19 protein-coding genes are annotated in these 21,906 nt (G+C 56.2%); 4 read left to right on the top strand and 15 right to left on the bottom strand.

From position 1 onward, the window contains the following. Positions 1 to 33 precede the first annotated feature (33 nt). From LCM4573_RS17680 to ycaC, 9 genes are all read right to left on the bottom strand, one after another. A complete protein-coding gene (locus LCM4573_RS17680) occupies positions 34 to 3,537 on the bottom strand; it encodes a P-loop NTPase fold protein (protein WP_071007708.1) in 3,504 nt (1,167 codons plus the stop codon). A 158-nt stretch (positions 3,538 to 3,695) separates the two neighbouring features. Then, positions 3,696 to 4,712 carry a dicarboxylate transporter/tellurite-resistance protein TehA gene (tehA, locus tag LCM4573_RS17675; RefSeq protein ID WP_071007707.1) on the bottom strand — a complete coding sequence of 339 codons (1,017 nt, stop codon included), beginning with the start codon at positions 4,710 to 4,712 and terminating at the stop codon, positions 3,696 to 3,698. A gap of 59 nt (positions 4,713 to 4,771) precedes the next feature. Beyond that, positions 4,772 to 5,962, bottom strand: a complete 1,191-nt coding sequence (locus LCM4573_RS17670) for a YbfB/YjiJ family MFS transporter (protein ID WP_071007706.1) — start codon at positions 5,960 to 5,962, stop codon at positions 4,772 to 4,774. A 106-nt stretch (positions 5,963 to 6,068) separates the two neighbouring features. After that, complete coding sequence (locus LCM4573_RS17665) at positions 6,069 to 6,890, bottom strand: alpha/beta fold hydrolase (protein ID WP_071007705.1); 822 nt, start codon at positions 6,888 to 6,890, stop codon at positions 6,069 to 6,071. A gap of 133 nt (positions 6,891 to 7,023) precedes the next feature. Further along, the gene (locus tag LCM4573_RS17660) at positions 7,024 to 8,661 is read right to left on the bottom strand and encodes an MFS transporter (RefSeq protein WP_071007704.1); all 1,638 of its coding nucleotides are present in this window, start codon (positions 8,659 to 8,661) and stop codon (positions 7,024 to 7,026) included. Continuing rightward, positions 8,661 to 9,098, bottom strand: a complete 438-nt coding sequence (locus tag LCM4573_RS17655) for a DoxX family protein (RefSeq protein WP_071007703.1) — start codon at positions 9,096 to 9,098, stop codon at positions 8,661 to 8,663. Before LCM4573_RS17655 ends, LCM4573_RS17660 begins: the two co-directional genes overlap by 1 nt. Before the next feature lie 12 nt (positions 9,099 to 9,110). Beyond that, entirely contained in the window at positions 9,111 to 10,988 is a 1,878-nt protein-coding gene (locus tag LCM4573_RS17650) for an amidohydrolase (protein WP_071007702.1), read from the bottom strand. A 34-nt stretch (positions 10,989 to 11,022) separates the two neighbouring features. Then, positions 11,023 to 11,301: a DUF1427 family protein gene (locus LCM4573_RS17645; protein WP_071007701.1), complete on the bottom strand. Its 279-nt coding sequence runs from the start codon at positions 11,299 to 11,301 to the stop codon at positions 11,023 to 11,025. A gap of 56 nt (positions 11,302 to 11,357) precedes the next feature. Next, entirely contained in the window at positions 11,358 to 12,125 is a 768-nt protein-coding gene (gene ycaC / locus LCM4573_RS17640; RefSeq protein ID WP_244505355.1) for an isochorismate family cysteine hydrolase YcaC, read from the bottom strand. Positions 12,126 to 12,530: 405 nt separating this feature from the next. Between ycaC and metG the strand changes: the two genes are divergently transcribed. Beyond that, entirely contained in the window at positions 12,531 to 14,081 is a 1,551-nt protein-coding gene (gene metG, locus LCM4573_RS17630) for a methionine--tRNA ligase (RefSeq protein WP_071007698.1), read from the top strand. A gap of 198 nt (positions 14,082 to 14,279) precedes the next feature. On the opposite strand, the gene LCM4573_RS17625 is transcribed toward metG, so the two are convergent. Continuing rightward, positions 14,280 to 14,768 (bottom strand): hypothetical protein, encoded by a 489-nt coding sequence (locus LCM4573_RS17625; RefSeq protein WP_071007697.1) that lies wholly within the window; start codon positions 14,766 to 14,768, stop codon positions 14,280 to 14,282. 318 nt (positions 14,769 to 15,086) lie between these two features. Between LCM4573_RS17625 and LCM4573_RS17620 the strand changes: the two genes are divergently transcribed. Further along, complete coding sequence (locus tag LCM4573_RS17620; protein WP_071007696.1) at positions 15,087 to 16,445, top strand: hypothetical protein; 1,359 nt, start codon at positions 15,087 to 15,089, stop codon at positions 16,443 to 16,445. A gap of 115 nt (positions 16,446 to 16,560) precedes the next feature. On the opposite strand, the gene LCM4573_RS27415 is transcribed toward LCM4573_RS17620, so the two are convergent. Genes LCM4573_RS27415 through LCM4573_RS28125 form a run of 3 tightly spaced genes read right to left on the bottom strand, consistent with a single transcriptional unit; the run spans position 16,561 to position 17,777 of the window. Beyond that, on the bottom strand, positions 16,561 to 16,896 hold the full coding sequence (locus LCM4573_RS27415) for a hypothetical protein (protein ID WP_083347507.1): 336 nt from the start codon (positions 16,894 to 16,896) through the stop codon (positions 16,561 to 16,563). A gap of 60 nt (positions 16,897 to 16,956) precedes the next feature. After that, complete coding sequence (locus LCM4573_RS17610; RefSeq protein WP_071007694.1) at positions 16,957 to 17,586, bottom strand: LysE family translocator; 630 nt, start codon at positions 17,584 to 17,586, stop codon at positions 16,957 to 16,959. 2 nt (positions 17,587 to 17,588) lie between these two features. Next, entirely contained in the window at positions 17,589 to 17,777 is a 189-nt protein-coding gene (locus LCM4573_RS28125) for a hypothetical protein (RefSeq protein ID WP_071007693.1), read from the bottom strand. Positions 17,778 to 17,948: 171 nt separating this feature from the next. Here LCM4573_RS28125 and LCM4573_RS17600 point away from each other — a divergent pair, with 171 nt between their 5' ends. Beyond that, a complete protein-coding gene (locus tag LCM4573_RS17600; RefSeq protein ID WP_071007692.1) occupies positions 17,949 to 18,875 on the top strand; it encodes a hypothetical protein in 927 nt (308 codons plus the stop codon). Beyond that, a complete protein-coding gene (locus LCM4573_RS17595) occupies positions 18,848 to 19,597 on the top strand; it encodes a hypothetical protein (protein WP_071007691.1) in 750 nt (249 codons plus the stop codon). The genes LCM4573_RS17600 and LCM4573_RS17595 overlap by 28 nt, the downstream gene beginning before the upstream one ends. Before the next feature lie 112 nt (positions 19,598 to 19,709). Here the strand turns inward: LCM4573_RS17595 and LCM4573_RS17590 are convergent, their stop codons facing one another. Next, a complete protein-coding gene (locus LCM4573_RS17590; protein WP_131818976.1) occupies positions 19,710 to 20,930 on the bottom strand; it encodes a hypothetical protein in 1,221 nt (406 codons plus the stop codon). A gap of 549 nt (positions 20,931 to 21,479) precedes the next feature. Next, the coding region (locus LCM4573_RS27410; RefSeq protein ID WP_206744581.1) for a hypothetical protein at positions 21,480 to 21,906 on the bottom strand (427 nt) is incomplete at its 5' end.

Below are 21,906 nucleotides of genomic sequence, written 5' to 3'. Positions count from 1 at the left end.
GGCGCGCGCGTGACCGTTCTATGAGAGGCCACTCTATTCCGCCTCCTCTTYCTCAGCTCTTCCAAACCAAATGTCGAAGATCGATTTCGATTTGCGTTTTCCGTAGAGGAGCTCGCCGATTCTCGTCTTCCAGTCCCTATCATGAACCGCCTTGGAAAATACAGTGGAGGCACCATTTAGCTTTTCTTGAGTGCTTTCTTCAGACTGGTTGATCATGTCTTTGATCTTGGTGCGGCCTAGAGCCTCAAATTCGAGAAGGACTGGTTTGATTGCCCCCTCTAGCGCGGGGCTGAGGATGAAACGGACCAGATTGTCTTTTTCCGACTTGGTCAATCGATCTGCTCCCCCGATCAGCTTAGACAGTGTCTTGGGCACGATCCTTGAGGCGAACTCAAGATTCGGCGCATTTACGTCACGTATTTGTTCTCTGATCGAACGGAGGACATCCCCATGAAAACTCGACCCGATCGTTCCCAAGAGTAAGTCATATCGATCGGTTTCAGGGACGGAATGACGTCCGGAGAGCAATCCAAGGATAAGTTCCATGAATACGTCTCGAAACGCGGGGTCCGTGAATTCGAACGTGGACGAATCTGCGATCTCCCACAGGATGCGCGATATGTCGTCGCCCGCGGTGAGATGAGCAATCCAGTCAGTAGCAGGGATCGCTTGCAGAAGATTTTTTATCTTCTCAATAAAACTTTGCCATTCCGGGTTCGGAAGGTGTTTCACATCACGGACGATGTCCACCGGGATCGCGTGTAGCTCAAGCTTGTCAATCTCATCGTCGGACGCGCGGATGGCACATCTGATCAGCGCCCCCTCCAATTCTGGACCCAAGGCGCTCCTGATGTAGTCGTAGTATGCCAGGGTATCTCTTAGTTTGGTCGCCGGCACGCTACCTTTGGCGTACGCATGTCTGACGATGCCGGATAGCAAGGTATTTCCAGGTGTGGAAGCGCCCAACTCAACTATCTTGGTGACAGAATGCGCGAGTTTGGTCAGGAACGCCGCCCGTTCGAACTGTTCCGGGGAAACTGACGTGCCGCCTGCGATAATCTCGCTGAACCTGTTGAAGTTTTCAGTCTGATCCGAAACGCGCCCCCCATTCGCACCCCGCTTTGTAGGGATCGACGGTCCCTCCGTTCCGAACTCGAGAGTTGCCAGGAACAGGGCTGACCCAAGCGAAGCATCGTCGGGGGTCTCCATGCATGCGAACAGGTCCGCGTAGAATTTAGATCGGGCGAATAGTTCCGAAACGTTCAGGTCCCCGCGATTTGTGGCCGGTAAATACGCGTAAATCTCAGCGAGTAGATCGATCCTGTTGCGGTGGTGATCGGGGTCTTCTATTTCCGCGCCATTGATCGCCTCAACGAGGGCCGCCATGATGGCCTTTAGCTGATCGGAGCTAACGATCGACGTCCCGCGAAATGCAAGGAACGCAGCACGACCTTCAGCCGGAAACTGCACCGCAAGCGTCGAGAAGACGGATTCATCATTGGAGATGTCCGGCTTGGTCGCTTTCAACTGGCTCAGCGATAAGCCTTCGTCAGCGACCCTTGATGCCGCCCCGAACAGAAATTCAGGCGATCTCGGGAACGAGATCGCAGCCATTGCACCTTGGAGCGCGCCAGCCGAACCATTGACAGCCAGTCGGCTGTTGAGCTTGCCTACGAATGCGGTCCACGCCTGACCCATCGCGACGGAAAGGTCATCTCCCCAAGCGCTCGCGGCGGCCTTTGCAAGTGTTTTTGCCAGGCCACCTTTCTCTTCGGGACGAGCGATATCGAATACTCGTAAAATGGGCTCGTAAACCTTCGGGTCCAACCTGATCGCTTGGACGCCGAGCGCGGCCGTGACAAGGCTCCTGCAAAAGTGGGCGCGCGCATCGCCATTGTATGTACCGGCAAGGTCCGCAAAGTTGCTGATGACGTTCGGGAGAACCTCGGCTTGCTCCCACTCATGGAAATTCTCTTGGATAACTGAGCCTACGCGCAGGTCGAAACCCGGAGCCTTCGAAATTTCAATCAGGCTCTGGGCGCTTTGAGCGGCCGCAGCTTTGATCCTGTTGTCCAACAAGATTTGAAGTGCAAGCGCGGGGTCGACGTTGAAGATCATCGCGGCCAGATTTTGCTCAAGGTCGGCGTCGGCCGCCAGTGCGCGGATTTTGGCGTCAAGCGTTTCAGGATCGTTTAGTAAGCCTGGGTTGGCTTCCAGGCTGTCAGCGTGCGCAATATATACAGCGACCGTGGGCATCCTGAATCGCCCGTCGTGCAGAATATACATTCCTGTCAACTCGTTGATGAAGGAGATGATCTGGCGCGGTGTCGCGTTGCCGTTCTCGTGGCGAAGGATATGATCGAATATCAGGTAGACGCGAAAGAGCTCATCGCGGTCCGCCACTCCGGGAAGCGCGCTTGCGATCTTTTCCAGGAAGAAGTCCCGGGAATTGGACATAACTGGGGGTGAAACCTGAAGGATTTCGTCGAACGTCTTCGAGAAAATTTCACGTGTTCCCAACGACGAAATGACGGCCCGTTTGCTCTCGCCGTTTGTCTCCGGTTTGGAACAACCTTCAACTAAGTGTCGATCGTACGGAACAATAGCTGTGACTGAGCTGTCGGCATCACCTCGCGATTTCGAAGGGCCGTTCGAAAACACCGCTCGCACCTGTGCCCAGTACTCATTGATCTCCTTTTTGGGCAGCCGGTCGATATTGTCCAAAACAATCACAACCTTGGTGTTCTTGGATTGAACCACCGAAAGAATGCGACGCAAACTCGTTTGGAACTCGAAATCATTCGGATCGGTCTCCCGGATGTATTGGGTGACCTTCTGATCTTCGAACTGTTTGGAATTAATGAGCAAGGTTTGGGAAAGTGACTGTCGATATCGGGATGCAAGGTTCTCCCACCATGCAATGCCCGGCTCGCGGTCTCGGCAACATTTCATGGCCGCCCAGGCAAGGGTGCCCAGCACGAACCCATATAGCAAAAACATGGGCCACGAAGCGATAAAAGCCGCCTGCCGCGCTTTATCATCGAAGACCGCCTTGGCCCAGAAGTAGTAAATGGGCAGGAACGGCACTGCGGCAATGACCACGACTCCCCACCAGTCGAGAATTGACTGGTTCTTGGACTGTACCTGTCGAACCTTGCCCTTTACGTCGCGCTCTATTCGCTCGAGCTGCAAACGCTTGGCCGGGAACGTGGCAAGAGTCCAATCGAGAAAATGCTCAAGGAACGATCGTCTGAACGATGAGCCTTGTGATTGCCAGATATCGAATGTAAAGAACAGATACTCGGCATCGCCTTTCTTTCGTTGCTTTGCGAGTACATTCCGCGCGATTTCGACCACCGTCGATTTCCCGCTGCCCCAGGGCCCGTCAAGACCGATGGCGCGATCCTTCCCCGTCAGGCTCGAAATCGCCCGTACGAGCGCCGCAGCTGTTCGCTCATGACCTTTTCCGTGGAATTGATCTTCGCGAGATGGCTCGTCAATGAGTATCGTGCGCGCAAACTTCTGATCTGATGCCATAGACTGCTTGTTCTCGCTAAAGAATCCACTACTGGATGCAATAGAGATAAATACAGGCTAGCCATGCCGCAACGATCGTTTCTATGACGCGCTGATTATCAACATGAAATACCGAGCGGCAGAACGCGGGATTGGTTTCCAGCACTTCCGGCGGAGAGTTACCTGGCGCGGCGTTTTGCTGTGAAAAGCTGCCCCCGCACGAGGAGCAAAAGACTGAATATTGCGATTGAGCCAACAGTAAAGTTCGCAAACCCGAAGGCCACCTTCGCCAACCCGGGAATTGGTTCGTCAGCCCCACGTTGCCCAAGTTTGATGCCGGCGGTCGCCAACGAAGTCGCTCCGAATGTAAACGCCCAGTATGACGCCGAGAACCGCTGCTTCATTACCCAAGGTAGAATGCGAATCATCAAGAGCGTTTGCAAGACGGCATAGCCGAACATCGTCAGCACAAGGATATCCGAAGGGCCTGAAGTAGTGCTTAGATACGCCACCGACCCGACTGCTGGCGGCGCTAGCTGGATGCCGATAGTCGGCCGAAGTAGCTCGGGCAATTCCGTACTGGTCAGCAGACGGTGAAGCAAGACGGATTCAATCGCAAGCCAGGAAAACAGGCCAGCTCCGAAAACCATCTGTCCGAAGGTAACACCGGCAATCTGAGTACCGACTATTGCCGTGACGAAAGAGCCCGCGACCGTCGGGAGATACAGCACGGCCGTCGTCGTCGACGGATCGCGCCCTCCCTTCCATAGATCGCCCGTGCGCCAAACGCCGAACCCAATGGTATAGATAAACCCGACCCAGAAGAGCGCCTTTCCGGGTTCCGGCCACCAGCTCAGCATCGCTCCGGCGGCCAGCATCGTACTGACGCCTATCAGTCCCACGAAGCAGCACTGCACCGGATGGCTCACCTCCTCCAGGGCCTCTTCACGGAAGACCAGCCATTTCAGGCCATAAAGCCCAATCAGCACTATCCAGATGATAAAACCCGCGTCGGCAAGAACTTCGCCTATTTCCTGAGGCAGGCCCCAGTACGAGGACGCCGCACGCCACGAGTTCGCCAGACCTGCGGTGCCGAGAACTATCCCGAACGCCGAAGCTGGTATCAACGGCAGGACAAGCCCACCTCCGCTTTGAGTTTCGTCCGGCGTGGGAAGTGGAGAAGAAGCCTGTGGCATGGTTTTCCTTGAACAACTTGAACCGTCGTATTGATCGGGGTTCTTGGCTCGAGACAGTGTCAGAGCTGCCTCTGCATCGGCCATCGAAAGTACATGAACAGGTAAGCGAGGCCGCCCGCGGCAAGTGAACAGGCCRCCAAGGCAAGGGCAGCATTGTAGCCCGCCTCCTGCGAGCTCACGTTCGAAAGGAGGGCAGCAACTACGGGCGGTCCTGCGATCTGCCCTATGCCATAGAGTGCGGTCAGCATCCCCATATATCTTGCCGCCGCGTGCGGGCGCAGCCGTTGGACCTCCCTCAGCGCGAAGAAGTTGATTGCCGTGAAGGGAAGTCCCACCAGGAAGCTGCTGGCGGTGAAGCCGAAGAGAGTAGGCATCGGGATGATGAGAAGGACGCCAAGGCCCTGAACGATATAGGCGACGAAAAGCAGCGCCCTCGGATCGAACCGCTTCGCCACCTTAATCGCTATTCCGCAGCCTAGTGCGGCGGCGATACCGAATAGAGGCCAAAAAGCATCTAGCCAGATCGACGGAGGCAATTCGGCGTGCGCCATCGCCGGCAGGAATGTCGCCGTGATGATGTAGCCGAACCCGGCCAACCCGTAGGCAAAAGCGAAGACGACCATTTCCATACGGTCGAGCTTTCCGGAGACAGGTTCTGGGTTTTTGTGGGCGACTTGGTCACTCGGGAGTTCTGGGTCACCAAGAACCGGCCATACGATGAACGTGGCAACGAGCGAAACAGCGGCGAACGCTAACCAGACGAGTTCTGCAGTAAGACCTTGTGCGAAAAGTTCCAACGCCACGATACCCGAGAACGCGATGCCCAAGCCGGGACCGGTGAAAACAATTCCGCCGAGATGACTGGATTCGAAACGCGTCAAATGAGCGAACGCCCAGGCTGAGGTAGAGACGAAGGCGAAAGCGCTGAAGACACCCGCGAGAAAACGGAAAAACAGCCAACCCAACGGCCAGTCCAATGCCATCACAGCCGTGAGGGCGACTGTCGCGATCAGGCTAACTCGCACGAGCACGCTGTTCGACACCACGCGAGGAGAGCCCATCAGCAGCATCGCGCCTGCCAGATAGCCGAGATAATTGGCACTTGCGAGATTACTTCCGGCAGCTATGTCGATGTGTCCTTCTTGAACCATCATCGGCATAAGCGGCGTGAACGCGAAACGGCCGATGCCCATCGCGACAGCGAGCGAAAGAGAACCCGCTACTGCGACAAGTACGCCGGAGCGGTGCATCAGTCTCGGGCTTCTGGTGGAATTGGGGTGCGTGTGATGATCCATGAAAATACGAGCTCTGTTTTGCGCGGCGGTTAGAAGGGGGCGTCGCCCCCTTCCCGCACGGTCATGCCTTGATGAAATCGAGGACGTCCGCGTTGAATTTTTCGGCCTCTGTTTGGGCAAGACCGTGTGGCGCACCTTCGTAGACCTTGAGCTGCGCGCCTTTGACGATCCTGGAAGACTTCATTGCGGATGCTTGGATTGGGACGATCTGATCGGCATCGCCGTGGATGATCAATGTTGGCTTGTCGATCTTCTTGAGGTCGGAAGTGTAGTCGACCTCGGAAAACTCATGGATGCAATCATAGTGAGCTTTGATGCTGCCCATCATGCCCTGAAGCCAGAACGAGTCCCGCAGGCCTTCGTTCACCTTCGCGCCTTCCTTGTTGAACCCGTAGAACGGCATCGTCAGGTCCTTGAAGAACTGTGACCGATCGCCTGCGGTCCCGGCCCGAATACCGTCGAAGGCTTGCAACGGCGTGCCCTCCGGATTGGCCTCGGTCTTGAGCATAAGAGGCGGCACCGCTCCGACCAGGACGACCTTGGCAACACGCTTCGTCCCGTGACGGCCGATATAGTGAGCGACTTCGCCGCCACCTGTCGAATGGCCAACGAGTACGATGTTCTTGAGGTCCAGCTTCTCGATCAGCTCCGAAAGATCATCAGCGTAGTGATCCATATCGTTGCCGTCCCACGTCTGATCCGATCGCCCGTGGCCGCGACGATCGTGTGCGACAACGCGGTAGCCGTTGAGGCCAAAGAACAGCATCTGGTTGTCCCAAGCGTCCGCGGAGAGCGGCCAGCCGTGGCAGAAGACAATCGGCTGTCCCTTTCCCCAATCCTTGTAGAAAATCTTGGTGCCATCCTTGGTCGTGATTGTTGCCATCGTGAGTTCTCCTACTTCGTGACGGTAGTGGGCGGCTGCGGCTGCCAGTGACCCGGGGATCGCGGAGGCTGCTGCGACGGCTCCACCGACGGCCAGCAAGCCTCGACGAGTGAGGGGTAGCCGATCCTTTGATTCATCCATTGGGGACCTCTTTTGAGGGAGTTGCATCCGGGGCCGCGAGGGCCAGCAGATGTTTGACCAAGGGAGGGTTCCCTCCCCTGTGAAAAGCGGTAACTGCAACCTGGAGGTCCGCCGAAGCCTTGGACACTCGATGGTGCTGCCGAAGATGCTCCGACCAGGACTCGACGAGGAACCATTCGATGATCCTCATAGGATTCGCCACGTCTTCGGAGATGCCCCAGGCGTATGCGCCGTCGCGCCGACGTTCGCCGGAAAGGCGGGAGGCGGCGTTATGGAAAGCTCGCCTGTCGACCGGATCGATTTCGTATTCAACGAGGATCAGGACGGGGCCGCGATCACCTTCCACCGAGGTAGCGATCAGAGGCTCCGGCCAGTGATCGGATGGGGACAGGTCGGTGTCACCATTGGGCAATTTCATGCGGTGAAAGATGAACCCGGTAAGCACAAGTCCAATCGAAGCAATCAAAAGCGTCGCCTGCAGTTCCAAGGTCTCGGCGATGGTCCCCCAGGCGATGCTTCCGAAAGTCATCGCGCCATTGAATGTCGTCAGATAAACCGCCAACGATCTCCCGCGAACCCAATTGGGCAGGATCGTCTGCGCCGTTGCGTTGAGCGTGGTCAGAGCCGCTATCCAAGCTGCTCCCATGGCCAACGACAGAAATATTCCGAGCCACTGCGGCGGTGACAACGCCAGGAGTGCCATCACACACGCGGCGATCACGGCCGACAGCAGCATCATACCGTCGGCATCCAACCGCTTGCGGAGCACAGGCATAACTAGAGCGCCGAGGATCGCTCCCAGACCAACGGCCCCGAGGAGAACGCCGTAAAAGCCTGCGTCGCCACCGAGTAGCGTTCGGGCAACAAGCGGGAGAAGTGCCCAGATGGCGCTTGTGAACGCGAAGTAAACAGCCGCGCGCAAGAGGACGACGTGCAATTCGGGGCTCGCCTTGGCGTAGCGTAAGCCTGCGCGGAATGCTCCCGAAAAGCTCTCCCTGAGGTCATTGGATTCAGGTGCGGCCCGCTTCCACCAGATGAGCGCGGCAGCCGTCAGCAAGTAGGTGACGATGTCTACGCCATAGGAAACCGTCGCTCCGAGATAGGCGAGGACGAAACCTCCGAGCGCCGGGCCGATAGACCTTGAGATGTTTATGCCAAGCGAATTGAGAGCGACAGCATTCCGGAGGTCACTCTTCGGGACGAGTTCCGGGACGATCGCCTGCCACGTCGGAGCCATGAGCGCGCCTCCCACGCCTCCGACGAAAGTCAGCGCTATCAGAGACACGACGCTCTGCAGAGAGAACGCCGACAGCGCCAGGAGGCATAGGCTCACTGCCATGAGAAGTACCTGGATAAACAGCAGGAAGCGCCGCCTATCCAGTATGTCCGAGAGAACGCCTGCAGGGATCGCGAGGAGAAATATGGGCAGGGTGGACGCGGCCTGGAGCCCCGCAACAGCCATCGGCGACGACGCCAGCTCGGTCATAAGCCAGGAACTGGTAACATCGCGCATAAAGGTGCCGATGTTACCAATTACCGTTGCGGCCCATAGGACTGCAAACACCTGGTGGCGGAGCGGGCCGAAGCTGCTTTCGCTGAAACTGCTGTCTTTGCCCGAATTCGTGGCCATCACCGCGCCCCCGCCTGGCGGCGTTCGCGTAGGTCATACCAAGCGACTATGAGGAAGGCCCCCGCCAGCCCCAAATGCTCGAAGAAGGCGTTCATTGCCATCAGGCGGTCGTAGCCTGGGGGGACCTCCCAGAACCGTACGGCAATCAGGGTCGCCAGCAAGGTGAAGACCGAAAGAGCGAGGGACGCGATCCATCGGAGATGTCCGGTAAGGACAAGAAGGGACGCGATCAACTCGAAACCTATCACCAGGATCGCGAACAGCGTCCCCGGTAGAAGATGAAAATGCTCCATCTCCGCAACCGCTCCGGGGAAGTCGAGTATCTTGGTGATCGGTCCTTGGATGTAAGCGGAGCAAAGGGCCAACAATCCTGCGAAACGGACCGCAGGCATCGTCATCATGGAAGGGAGACCTGGGGGGAGTCTTGGATTCGTCATTTCCGATCCTCCTCACACCGCCCAACAGGCGCAGCCTAGCGCTCCGAAGAACCCCTTGAGATCGGAAATCGGTAGGTTGGTCGTCCATGCTGACGCGTGGTCGTGACCGTGGACCCCACAATTGTTCGCGCACCCGCAGGACGCGATCATGGTCCGCCTGATCGATGACCTCCCCGCCCCTTCGGGCTCGCGCCATCCAGCGTACCCGCCAAAGGTTCGCACAGGCGACCAGTCCGGCATAGCCGGAGGGACGTGACCTTCGTCTAGGTCGTCAAACGGCCCCGATGCGAAGACAATCTTTCCTCCAACCATGGTAAGTTCGGAAGTGAGAAAGGAGATATCGTCCTCGGCGCAGGTGAAGTAGTCCTTGTCCGGAATGATCAAGTCCGCGAGATGGCCTGCCGCGATGCGTCCCTTCTTCCCGACTTCGTTTGAGAACCAGGGAGCGAAGTCAGTAAGCATCCGCAACGCGGTCTCTCGGTCGAGGCAGTTCCGTCGCGGGTAAAGGTTCATCCCACCGACTGTTCTTCCCGTGACCATCCATGCGAGCGCCACCCATGGATTATATGAAGCCACGCGCGTCGCATCCGTCCCGGCTGCCGTCTTCACGCCCTTTTCGAGTATTTTCGCAATCGGTGGCGTGGCCTCGGCCGCGGCGTTTCCATACCTTTCGGCGAAATACTCTCCCTGGTAGGCCATGCGGTGCTGTACGGCGATGCCCCCGCCAAGCGCCGCTATCCGGTCGATCGAACGGTCAGAGATCGTCTCGGCATGGTCGAAGAACCAGTTGAGACCCTCCAGGGGAATGTCCTTGTTCACTCTTTCGAAGACGTCGAGCGATCGGCTGATCGTTTCATCGTACGTCGCGTGYAGACGCCAGGGCCAGCGGTTCTCGGCAAGTATGCGGATGACGTCCTCGAGGTCGGTCTCCATTTCAGGAGGCATGTCGGGCCGCGGTTGCCTGAAGTCCTCGAAGTCGGCGGCCGAGAACACGAGCATCTCGCCCGCGCCGTTATGCATGAAGTAGTCCGTGCCCTGTTTGTAGGCGACGGACTTTGTCCAGTTCAGGAAATCTTCCTTTTCCTGCTTTGGTTTCTGCGTGAAAAGATTGTAGGCCAGCCTCACCGTGAGCAGGTTCTCGTCGGCAAGCTTCTGAATGACCGCGTAATCGTCAGGATAGTTTTGGAAGCCGCCGCCCGCATCGATCACGCTCGTGACCCCGAGTCGGTTCAATTCTCGCATGAAGTGGCGGGTCGAGTTGACCTGGTATTCGAATGGTAGCTTCGGCCCCCTCGCCAAAGTCGCGTAGAGAATGCCCGCGTTCGGTTTGGCCAACAGCAACCCGGTGGGATTGCCCTTGCTATCTCGCACGATTTCTCCGCCAGGTGGATTCGGAGTGTCATTCGTATAGCCGACCGCTCTGAGCGCGGCGGCGTTGAGAAGCGCCCGGTCGTAGAGATGGAGAAGGAAGACTGGAGTATCCGGTGCGACTGCGTTGATCTCCTCGATGGTGGGCAGCCGCTTCTCGGCGAACTGGTGTTCCGTAAATCCGCCGATAACCCGGACCCATTGCGGCGGCGGTGTGATAGCGACCTGCCTGCGGAGCATATCCATCGCGTCAGCGAGGGATCGGATTCCATCCCAGCGGAGTTCCATGTTGTGGTTGAGACCTGCACGGACGACGTGGGTGTGGGTGTCGGTCAGGCCCGGAAGAACCCGCCTCCCCTTCAGATCGATCATGCGGGTCTTGGGTCCCGCCATAGCGACGATCTCGCGTTCATCGCCGACTGCGACGAACTGGCCATCCGCCACCGCCACTGCCGATGCATTTGGTTTCGCGCGGTCGAGCGTCGTGATCCGTGCGTTGAACAGCACAAGGTCGGGTATCATCACTTTCTCCGATGGCCGATGATGGATCGTCCTGTCAGCTTTCGGCGCTACCTCGATCGCTGACCTCGCTCCGGTGTGGTTTGCCTGTCGGGAGGCGGCCGAACACATGCGGCTTGATTTGATGCATCCACGAAGAACCTGCCGGCTCGTTCGCGAGTATGCGCTTTACGGTGGGCGGAACCTGCTCTCCGACGAGTATGCCGAGCAGCCCGATTAGCGCGACGACGGGTGGCGCTGGCGACCGAACGTTGAGGAAGCCGTACACCATCCCGACGAGCAGCCCGACGCCGAGTGAAAGTAGATAGACCTTCATCGAGTATCGCCCATTTCTGAGAGCTCTCTCCGGAGAGGCCCGGAGAGAGCTTCGGCTTACCGCTTCAAACCGCTGATGAGATTGCCGTAGTCGGGAATGTGCTTCTCGAAGAGTGCCGCGAGGCCTTCCATCCCATTCCGCCAATCACGTTGCAGCTCGCAGGCGACGGCGAACCAGTTGATGAGCTGCGCGCCGGCGTTCGCCATACGGATGTGGGCGGAGTCGCGTGCGACGCTGCTGAATGTTCCAGAGGCGTCGACGACCACGAAAACCTCGTAGCCTTCCGCCAGCGCGGACAGCGTCGGCATTGCAACGCAAACATCCGTCACGATACCCGCAACGATGATCTGCTTCTTCCCGGTTGCCTTGAGAGTTTTGAGGAATTCGGGATTGTCCCAGGCGTTGATCTCCCCGGGGCGCTTGATCACCGGGGCATCCGGAAGGATTTCTCTGAGCTGGGGCAGCAGAACGCCGTTCGGGCCCTGGTCCATGCTGGTCGCCAGGATGGTCGGCAAACCAAAGTATTTCGCGGTGGCGGCGAGCGCCAAAACGTTATTGCGGAACTCGTCGGGCTGGAAATCGCGAACAAGCGAAAAAAGGCCAGTCTGATGATCGAGCATCAGGACTACGGCGTCTTCCTTGCGGATGAAACCGGGGGTGGCGGACATGGCGAAACCTTTCGGATGGAACAACGGCGAAACGTTCGTCCGTGGAGCTTCGTGGAGTGGCCCGCGCGAACTCAGTTTCGGGGCGATGTTATGCGCCGCCGCATCCCGCCTATTGAACGTGGCTGGCGATTGTTGCATCGCGAAAAGGCCGAACACGTAGGGCGGAAACCCACCAATGGCCGATGCCTGAGCCGCGTTGAAATAGCGGACCTCCGGAAGGAGCGGTCGGTACCTGCACTGGTSACGAAATGGAGTTTCCACGAAACAGTATGTCAACTGCGAAGCTGAGATTTCAAATCCTCATGGTGACGCTGAGGCGATCCATGCTTCATGATGACGAGGTCATCTGGGCGATGCCATTCTTGGAATATTGCCGTGGGTGGCGGCAGATGTTACCAAGAGATATGGACCGCAACGTAACCAACACCTCTGCAACGATGATGCCGCGCTCATAGCGTGGCGGGTTTCGTGCATCCATACTGCACCAGTGACCGCCCCAGAGGCGGTCTTTTCATTGGTTGATCCGTCTCGCGGGCAATTTAGCCTCGAAAGGATACGTCAATGAGTAGCTCAGCTACCTACATCACGACCTCCATTCCATACGTCAACGCAGCGCCTCACGTTGGCTTTGCCTTGGAACTTGTTCAAGCAGACGCATACGCACGTCACCTTCGCCTGTTGGGGCACGATGTCAGGTTCCAATGCGGCACCGATGACAATAGTCTCAAGAACGTTAGAGCCGCGGAGGTGGCGGGTCTTCCGGTTTCGGAGTTCGTGAATTCCAATGCCGACAGGTTCGAAAGACTGGGCGTTCAACTTAATATCTCGAACGACGAATTTGTTCGCACCTCGAATAATCCGTCTCACGTCGCATGCGTCCACCACCTCTGGAAGGCATGCGCTTCAAGTGGTGATCTCTATCGTAGGTCTTACGAGGGCCTTTACTGCGTGGGTTGTGAAGAGTTTTACAATCCATCCGAACTCGATGACGGCCGATGCCCCGAGCACGGTGTTCCGCTCGAAAACGTCAAAGAGGAGAACTGGTTTTTCCGGTTGTCCCGCTATCGCGACCGTATTTTAGAACTCGTTGAAACTGATACCCTCAAGATAGTTCCAAGCCACCGTCGTAACGAAGTGCTCGCCCTCTTGCGACGAGACCTCGTTGACATCAGCGTGTCGCGCGGTGCTGAACGGTCGCGCGTCTGGGGCATCCCTGTTCCGGGTGGAGATGAAGTCGTCTATGTGTGGTTTGATGCCCTGGCGAATTACCTGACGGGGCTGGGGTACGGCTCCGACGAACATCTTTTCGAGAGGTACTGGCGCGGAGAAGGCGAGCGTATCCATGTTGTCGGAAAAGGGATTTCAAAGTTTCACGCCGTTTACTGGGTGGCTATTCTGCTGTCGGCTGGCTTGCCACTACCATCCTCAATTCTCATCCATGGCTATGTCACCGTGGATGGGAGGAAAATCGGCAAATCCGCAGGAAATGGTATTGATCCGGAGCGGATTATACAGGCCTACGGTACCCCTGATGCGCTTCGCTACTATCTGCTTCGACATGTGCGTTGTAGCGACGACGGAGACTTCTCTGAGGATCGCCTAGAGGCTGCATGGTCGGGCGAACTGGCTGCCCAGCTTGGAAACCTGACGAACCGCGTCCTAGCACTTCTCGCGACGTCGTTCGGCGGAATTGTCCCTCCCGTCCCAGACTGCGATTTTGTACGAGGAGCAGCCAAGCTCCCTTCCACCGTGGCGAGGGCGTTCGAGAAATACGAGCTTCATGTTGGGGTTTCCGAGATTTTTGCTTTCTTGGGTGAGGCAAATCGGCAATTCACAAAGAGAGCACCATGGGCGGATGCCAAAGCACTGAGCGGTGACCTGCCCCCTGAGGATCGTCAAACAACAATAGATCGTCTTAGCTCATCCCTTGCCGAACAAGCTTTTGGGCTCGCAATCGTGGCCCGATGCCTTCTTCCCTTTTTGCCGACGGCAGCCACGGAGTTGCATGCGAAGCTCGGCCTTCAGCTCCCTGAAAAATATGGGGATCGTATACTCCTCGATGGAGCGAAGACCGCGTCTGAAGCGGTACTCTTTCCGCGAAGAGTAGCGTAGCCGCAACGACGGAGAGGACGAACGATGGCGGCTTGACGGCCGCCATTTGTGTCGCGAGTGTCTATGACCGCAAATGGCGCATGTTGCCGTCAATGTCGCAGAAATAGCTCTCGGAACGGCCTACGCACTTGGTAAATACCGCTTCCGGTCTAACGAGCGCCTGGGCCGTTCACGGATCGAGCACGCAAGGCGGCTCGATCAACTGGCTACGGACATGCGACGTGGAAACGTTCGGCAGAGCTCCCAAACGATGTGGACAACCGTTTCCACGTTGTCCTGGATGCTCGGAAGATGAACTTCCGGATCGTCGCCGTTCGCCACTCGGTCCCGCTCCCAGTGCAGCGCCTGGCCAAGCGCATACAAAACGTCCGCTCGGGCCGCTCCGCCCAGCATCAGCGCGTGAAGTCCGCCTGGGGTCAACGTCGCCAGCCTTCCTTCGCCAAACTCCTCGATGTCCAAACGCGCGCCCATGGACGGCCTTGGACCCACATAGCTTTCGGGATTGTCGCCTATCCAAACGATCTCGTCGGGAAGGATACCAAGGAAGAAACGGGAGTACTCRGGCTGCGGCTCCGGCACGTCCAGTAAGCTTCGCTCGAAGCGCTTCAAGACCTCAATGACAGCTTTCGTTTCTTCCAGGGACGGCTGAAGGACATATTGAGAGCTGTTCGGCGTTATGTGCCACATGGGTGGCTCCTTTCCCTGCGTTTTTTCTAGGCGCTATCCTTAGATCGTGCGCTTTAAATCAACGTTACAGTTGAGGTTGGCCCGCAGGTTTCGCGCCGTTGTGTGAACCAATCGATAATAGAAGCTACGACATTCGATCTTCCCCCGTCCTGGGGAACGCCCCTGCATCAGATGCAGGATTGGATATCCGCCTCCAAACAGATTCCCTCCTGAACCATACAAACGAAGAAGTTTCATAAATTAGCCTTCCATGATATTCGTCGCACTGGCGTGGGAGACTGCACAGCGTTCTTGAATGGCTTCTGGGAGGAGGTCGCTATGAGATCGTGTAAGGTTGCGTTCCTTTGGGGGATTTTGGTCTCCTCGGCGGCCGTCGCGGAAGATTATGCTTATCAGTTCGAGCTAATCAATGAGCTGCACCCGCGGGATACAGTCCGCAGCTTGGCCGCGCCCATAGGTATGCTGCGCGGATCAGTTGGCGACAACAGACGCGGGCAATGTCCGGCAGTAATCATCGAGGACGACAGTATCCTCACTGTATGTCAGTTCAGTATGAGCAAGCCGGAGCCTATTCCCGCCGACAAGCAAGGACGCGGGTCTTTCATGTTGGGAACAGTCCGTGAGGAGACTTCGCCCTACTGGACCAAGGTGTCCTTTCAGAATGACACCTGGGGTGGGTTGAGACATAGCCTGGAGGTTCAAGCCTACGGAAACGAGGTGTCTGAAAAATATCCCAACCTGTTTATCCATAAGGTGGACAAAAAGGCCTCGGCTCAATTCGGGCAGGTCTATGTCGTAAAAAGGCCTCCCCGGGCTGGCGAGGAAATTTTTATCATCCGAGCGACTGAAAACAAATTCGTGCGTCGTGACTGCAGGGTGGATCACGTTGACGATGATAGTTTTAAGGTCCAATGCGCTAACGGCGCGTTCCAACCACGGTCCGATTTCATTTTCTCCAAAGAAAGTGGGTCCCTGCTCGGTATTGCACCGGCCGGTGGCGAAGAAGAGACCGAAATAGCGCTGCTTCAATCCTATCTCGACAGGCCCGTCGCTTGGAGACCGTCGATATACTTCTATCGAATGACTGACAGTGGCAATGCAGAAGCAGTCATAGACAAAGCGATTAGTGAGAACGTGTGTGTTAACCRCACTGCCGAAGGCAATTTCGTCACGAAGTCATTACAGGAATTCGTAGAATCTGAAGAGGGAAAGTCGATAGGCATTGCCGTCTGCACCTTCTTTTCATGGCAGGCAGGTGCATGCAAAAAGACGGCCGACGAAGCTGCCCGGGTATCCAATGAAATCACTCGACATGAAGGCTCCGACACCAATGGATTCTTCCATGCTCCGGCAGGATATGAGCTTTGCAAAGCGCACTTGGTGATGGGCGATATGAGCGTAACTGGTGAGACCAGTTATTCTGGCACTATCGTCAGAGAGGCTGATCGGAGTGGACTGGATTACTATATTTCAATGCCAGTAGGAACCCGCCAACGACATTGGATCAATGCACGTTACCAACTGGAATTTGTTATAAAGGGACGGGCTTGGCAGCATAACTGCTGGCCTCACAAGACAGTCGCTTGGTCGTGCAAAGGCCCAACCAACTGCCCGATCTTACACTCTCAGGCCAAGCTTAATGGGCCAGTCAAGAAAGGCATATGCTCAGCTCGATGAGTTGCGACTTCCCATGAAAAATCACGCAAGACAGTTGAGCTGTTCGGCCGCGTGAACCCACTTTATGGCACTTGCATTCATAATGCTGAAAACGGATTCGGCCTACAAAGGTAGGTTAGAGATAGCCGACGTGCTCGCCAAAAGGTACGTCTTCATCCCAGTTGCCTTGACCGATCCGTTCGCTTTCGCCAGAGAGTTTTTCATCCGAAGGTTGTTCGCCGTTCTGGTCGTCGGTGGGGCAAGAATCCACCTGATGCTTGGCCAGCTCATCACCGTCCGGTTTTCCGCCCTGACGACTGGCGTGTGCACGCTCCTTCAGACCGGCTGTAATCTCGGATTGTCGATGGGCGACCCAAACTCCGTCCGGTTCTGAGGTGATTGAGGTACTGTCATCTACCTGGGTGGGTCGCGAGGGAGATGTCGCGGCAATTCTCTCGATCTTTTCAACCATTGCAGTCTCCGCAAAGGGCCCCGCAGGAAACCAGCGCCGTTAGCTTGGTAGGTGCGAGTGTTATCTAAAATCGGCGAGTCCGATGAGACGCACTCCCATACCAGCCATCATTACACCTACCGACCGATCGATCAGTGCCTTGCCTGATGCGTAAATGGCTCGCGGGCGATCAGACGAGAAACCGAGGGCGACAAGAGAATACCAACCGAATTCTACGAAGAACACCCCGAAGGGAAGCGTAGCCAAGAAGAAGGGTGGTACCACGGTGGGGAGGAGGCTGGCAAAAATGCTCGCGTAAACCACGATTGTCTTTGGATTGCTGATCTGAACCAGAAACGCTGATCGGAAGCTCCTCCAGGCCGAGCGCTCGGCCGGCCCAGCGGCTGCCATGACAAGAGGCAAGCGGGCGTGCCTCCACGATTGAAGACCCATGTAGACGAGGTATCCGCCGCCTAGTACCTTCAGCGCGACGTCAAGCCATCGAAATTGCGATAGCAGTGACGTGAGGCCCATCAGTGCCAACCACGAGAAGATGAGTCCCCCCAATCCCATTCCGACGGCGGCAGCCAGACCATCCCCACGGGAGCACGCCACGGAAATTCGGCTAACCGTCAGAAAACTAGGGCCAGGACTGATCGCGGCTGCGAGAAGAGCCGATAAGATGGAAATGAAGATCGTGGTATCTGCCATTGTCAGTTGTCAGGGGTGAAGCGCATCGAGGAGATGGGATCGCWTGCCGGGAAGGTTTCATCAAGGGCCTCGTCAAGGAGGCGCTCCACCTCGTCGACCGTCGTGATGTTTTTCCTGTCGGTCTTCTCGAGCGAGTCGTTCTGGTTAGGCTGGGACACGGGGGGACGCTTAGTGTACGGCTGCGATGTCATAGAATCTTCTCCGAGATTACTAAAGCGATAACGTTATCCCGATCGGCAGCTCTGTCTTGTAAGTTCTCGATGTCCGTTGAACCTCGACGCCTCAGCCGCCTCTGCCCATGGTAACTAACCCCTAAGCTACCCGCGTTAGAAAGCGATCTGGATATTTTGGGGCTTTGCAGGATGCGGTTTCAGCGGTGGATATTGAAGCGGTTAGGTGGCACTGAGTTCGTCGAGCGTCTCAAACACAAGCATACGGGCGGCAAAGCTAACAAGGACGGTCGGGACTACGAGATTGCTTATACTGTACATGCCTGCATACTCGAACTTGAGCAGATTCTAGCGGCATTCTTGGCCAATGGCGATATCGCTAAGTTCGAGCGTTTCGGTTTTGACCAAGAACCTGACGCTTACGTTGATGACTTGCTACTTTCCGGGCTGCTCGGGGACATACTCGTACAGTTGAAACGTGGTGGGATTGGTTGGACGGAAGTCGTTCGCGATTTTAAAATTCAGGCTCGGGCCGATCGCGCCCATGGTCACAAGGTGACGTATCGGCTTGTCAATGGATCGGGGCAGAGCCTGCAATGGCTTCGTGACGCGATGGACACTCGTGGGCTGACCAGTTCCCAAGCGGAATCGTTTGTCTTCAGCAAGGATTTTGACGCGTACTCCGCGGCCCACCCCGCATTGGTGGCTGCGCTGGAGAAGCTCTCCGGCACCTCACAGCGTCTGGATCAAAAAGTGGCCTATAATGCCATCCTGAGCGCCTTCTGGAGGACAGAAGACCGTCGAAGCTTTATTGACTTGATGGAAGAGGCGTCACAGCACCCGTACAACTTTCTCAGTCAGTGGGAGGAGTACGGACAGTTTGACTACTTCGAGACGCTTATCAAAGAGGCTGTCAGTTGCGTAACGCCGAAGGTTTGCGGACGCATACTTCATCTCGAGGATGAGGATGGTCTGTTGCAGAGCTACCTCGTACCGTTTGACCCAGAAGACGTGGAAAGCCTCCGGTCGTGGCTCGAAAACGCCAGCGACGCGGAAATGGTGCACCTACGGAGCGCACTAAGGAGCAGCGGATGGACGAAGATCGTAAGACGGCCGTAGGTCTCGAAAAGGACATCTTGAGCCTGCTTGATCAGGTGGCTTCCCCCACTTTAGGTATCGCGGACTTCAGGACCGCCATGTGGAGCCTGGGGCAGGCGCTTGCACGGCGGGCGTATCCCATGAATGAGGAGCGGCCAAAAAATGAGCAGCCGAAGCGAATACACGTCGTATCCTCGGTCGAGGACTTTGATACCGTTGCTGCAGGTGTCCGAGATGAATTGTCAACTGCGGCCGAAGTGTCCTGCTCGTGCCTTTGGACGCAATACGAGCGCATCTCAACCGAACCTGTGATCGATGTTTGTCCGATCTACCAAGCCTATCACGATCCCGAACCAGAGGGGAACTACGACCTCCTATTTGTGTCATCAAACATTGGCAGTATAGAACCCATAAGCGCGATGATGATGCACACGATTGTAGATCGATCATTTACCCGCTTCGACGTCTTGGGGATCATGTCGCCTGTCGTACACGCACGAGCGCGCGGAGCACTAGTGGAAGAAATGGGCCGAGCCCGATTTGCTGATTGGACGGAATTTGCCGTAGACCAGCGGCTGGGACCGGACGGAACGACGCTTCCGGGGGTGGGAGGCAATCCTTCTATGCGCTCGGGTTTCGACAACCCAATCCAGCGCGAGGATTTTGTGCCTCACTGGGTCCAAACGCGGATGGCCGCAAGACGGGAACTGCGTAGGCAGCAACAGAATAAGCTCGGAATGTAGTCGCCGATCCCCGAGCTCGAACCTTGAGAAAAACCTTGATTCAGCGCTGAGGACTAGAACCGCTGGTAGGCAGCGCCAATAGCAGACATGGAGCGTACTTCATGCGGTCGCGTTAGTCGTATCTCGTTTCGACGAAGACATTAATCCCTAGAGATTTGGTCAAGGAAGCTGCAGCAGCTATACAGCCAGCTTCGTTGTAATCCAAAGATTGCTCCCTGCCCAAAGGTACACTGATCCAGACACGGCCATCGAATGGGCCGGCCGCCAAGTTTTTGTCAAGCATGTACTGGACCATCGGATTAGTGACGTCAGTTGTAGTCGCATGCGCAAAGCCACAGTAGCCATTTCCTCTCCCATGTTTTGCGAAGAACTCCGCTTGCGCCTTCTTTGCGGCCTTAGCAGCAAGCTTAATGGCGTTCTCGACGACCTTCGCGGCGTTTTTTGGTGGAGGTGAGATTTTGATCGAATGAATAAGGTTGGCGGCTTCAAGCCCCTCGATAGTTTGCGCTTCTAGTTTCTTTCCATTTTCGACTGAAGCAATTATATCGGACAAGATGATTATCTTAGATTTCTCAATGAGTTTTCGATCGAAGGGGGTGCCATAGTTGTTGCTCCCGGCCAGATAGAAGCCGGTCAGCATCTCCTGAACGCGGTCCGCCTCTTCTTTCGTCCATACGATCAAGCACACCTTGGTAAATGGACGACCGTCGAGTTTGCCTTTAAATAGCGGGAGCGCCGGTGTTGGCCCCATAATGCCATTGTGATCAACTACCCAGACTTCATCCTTGTCAGGGTCCTGCGGAATCCATCGCCACTCGCGTTCGTGGCTCCAGTCAATCCACGAAGACGTAGAACTTGGGTTGTAAGCAACGTACCGATACTGCTCGGCTACAGGAAGGACGTCGTCGGGCAGTATGCGGCAAGTGGGCTCATTTCGCACCATTTGTATGTTGTCTTGGGACAATCCATAAATGGCTGGCCGGCCGCCCGCTTCATAAAATTCGGATTTCAGAAAAGCGATGCCGTAAGCAGACACTTTTCCCGAATCACTACGACTGCGCGCGTAATCGGCGAAAGAATAAAGAGGCATTTCGGTTGCGCATATCGCCGGTTGGCCGCCGTAAATGGTCGTTCTATCCTTCCTGAAGGAGTATCCAGGCCTAATCCCGCCAAGGCGGATGATCGCAGACAAGACGTCAAAAGCGCAGGCGTCCTGATCCACTTCGCCGCCCGCATAATAAAGGTATTCTTCCTCGGTTTGCCCAGGAAAGTCCTGCTCGGGGATGCGATCACGCACGAAGTGCGTTAGCCATTTTGTATGATCATGTCGCATGTTCATTCCTGGTCATGACTTGTGGCTCGATCTCGTCGTGGAGCACGCCCCATCGAGGACCCTAAGTAGATTAGAAATTCTAGCCTTTTCTTAACTCTGTTTGCCTGGACGAGCCTTTGGCTCATCGAGCAAGTAACCTTGCAAGAAACATTCCGGGAAGCGAGTAGCCGAGCGCCATGAGCAGCTGCCTGGACGATGACTTGAGCRGCATATGTCAGCGAAGCATCAATATCCCCTCTGAGTTCGGGCGTCTGCGCAGCGGCAATCCGAATGGCCTCCATGATTGTCAGTCCTGTGGTCGGAGAGAATCAGTTGGACCAGCAGCATAATCTCAATGCCCATCTAAGGTCCGCAACGGGCCGCTTGCTCCGACGACGAGGTTGGCATGTACATAGAGTTTAAGGAGAACCTTTCAGAGCTTGAAATGGTAGCAGTCAGCAACTGCAGTTACGCTGGCCCACGGGGCAATCATACTAGAGGTAGAGCGTACGTCGTGCTCCTTCGATAAGCACCTTGCCGAGGAAACTCCGCTCATCCGGCACCATTAAATCAGGTTTYGACGCGCGACGTCATTGACCTAACTTGTTGGTTTTCCAACTCGATCGCAAGCACACGGCGCTCCACCTCGAGCAAATTTGGGTTGTGGACGACCTGTAGCGGCAAGAGATAGCGTTCAACGAATGACTTGGTGTCATAGGTTTTAAACAGCAGGTTCTCAGCATACGTGCCGGTGTGAATGTTGAACGAACCACTCAACACCTCGGTCTGGTCGCGGCCGACTGCAGCGTAAAACTTAGCGTGGCTCTGTTGCTTAAATAGGGCACCCTTCTGGCTTAGCTCTTCAACGAGTGAACTGCCCCCCATTTCGACCGGACAGTCGGCATAAGCAGAAAGGCTCAAGCCCAGGCTTGAGGACAAGCTTATGTCTAACGAGTATCGACGCATTGAAGTGATCACGGGTGACGTTCGCCGCAGA

It is taken from the genome of Rhizobium sp. LCM 4573, from assembly GCF_001854865.1.
GTDB lineage: Bacteria > Pseudomonadota > Alphaproteobacteria > Rhizobiales > Rhizobiaceae > Neorhizobium.
The sequence above is the reverse complement of the archived record's forward strand: the minus strand, read 5'-3'. Positions and strand labels throughout refer to the sequence as shown.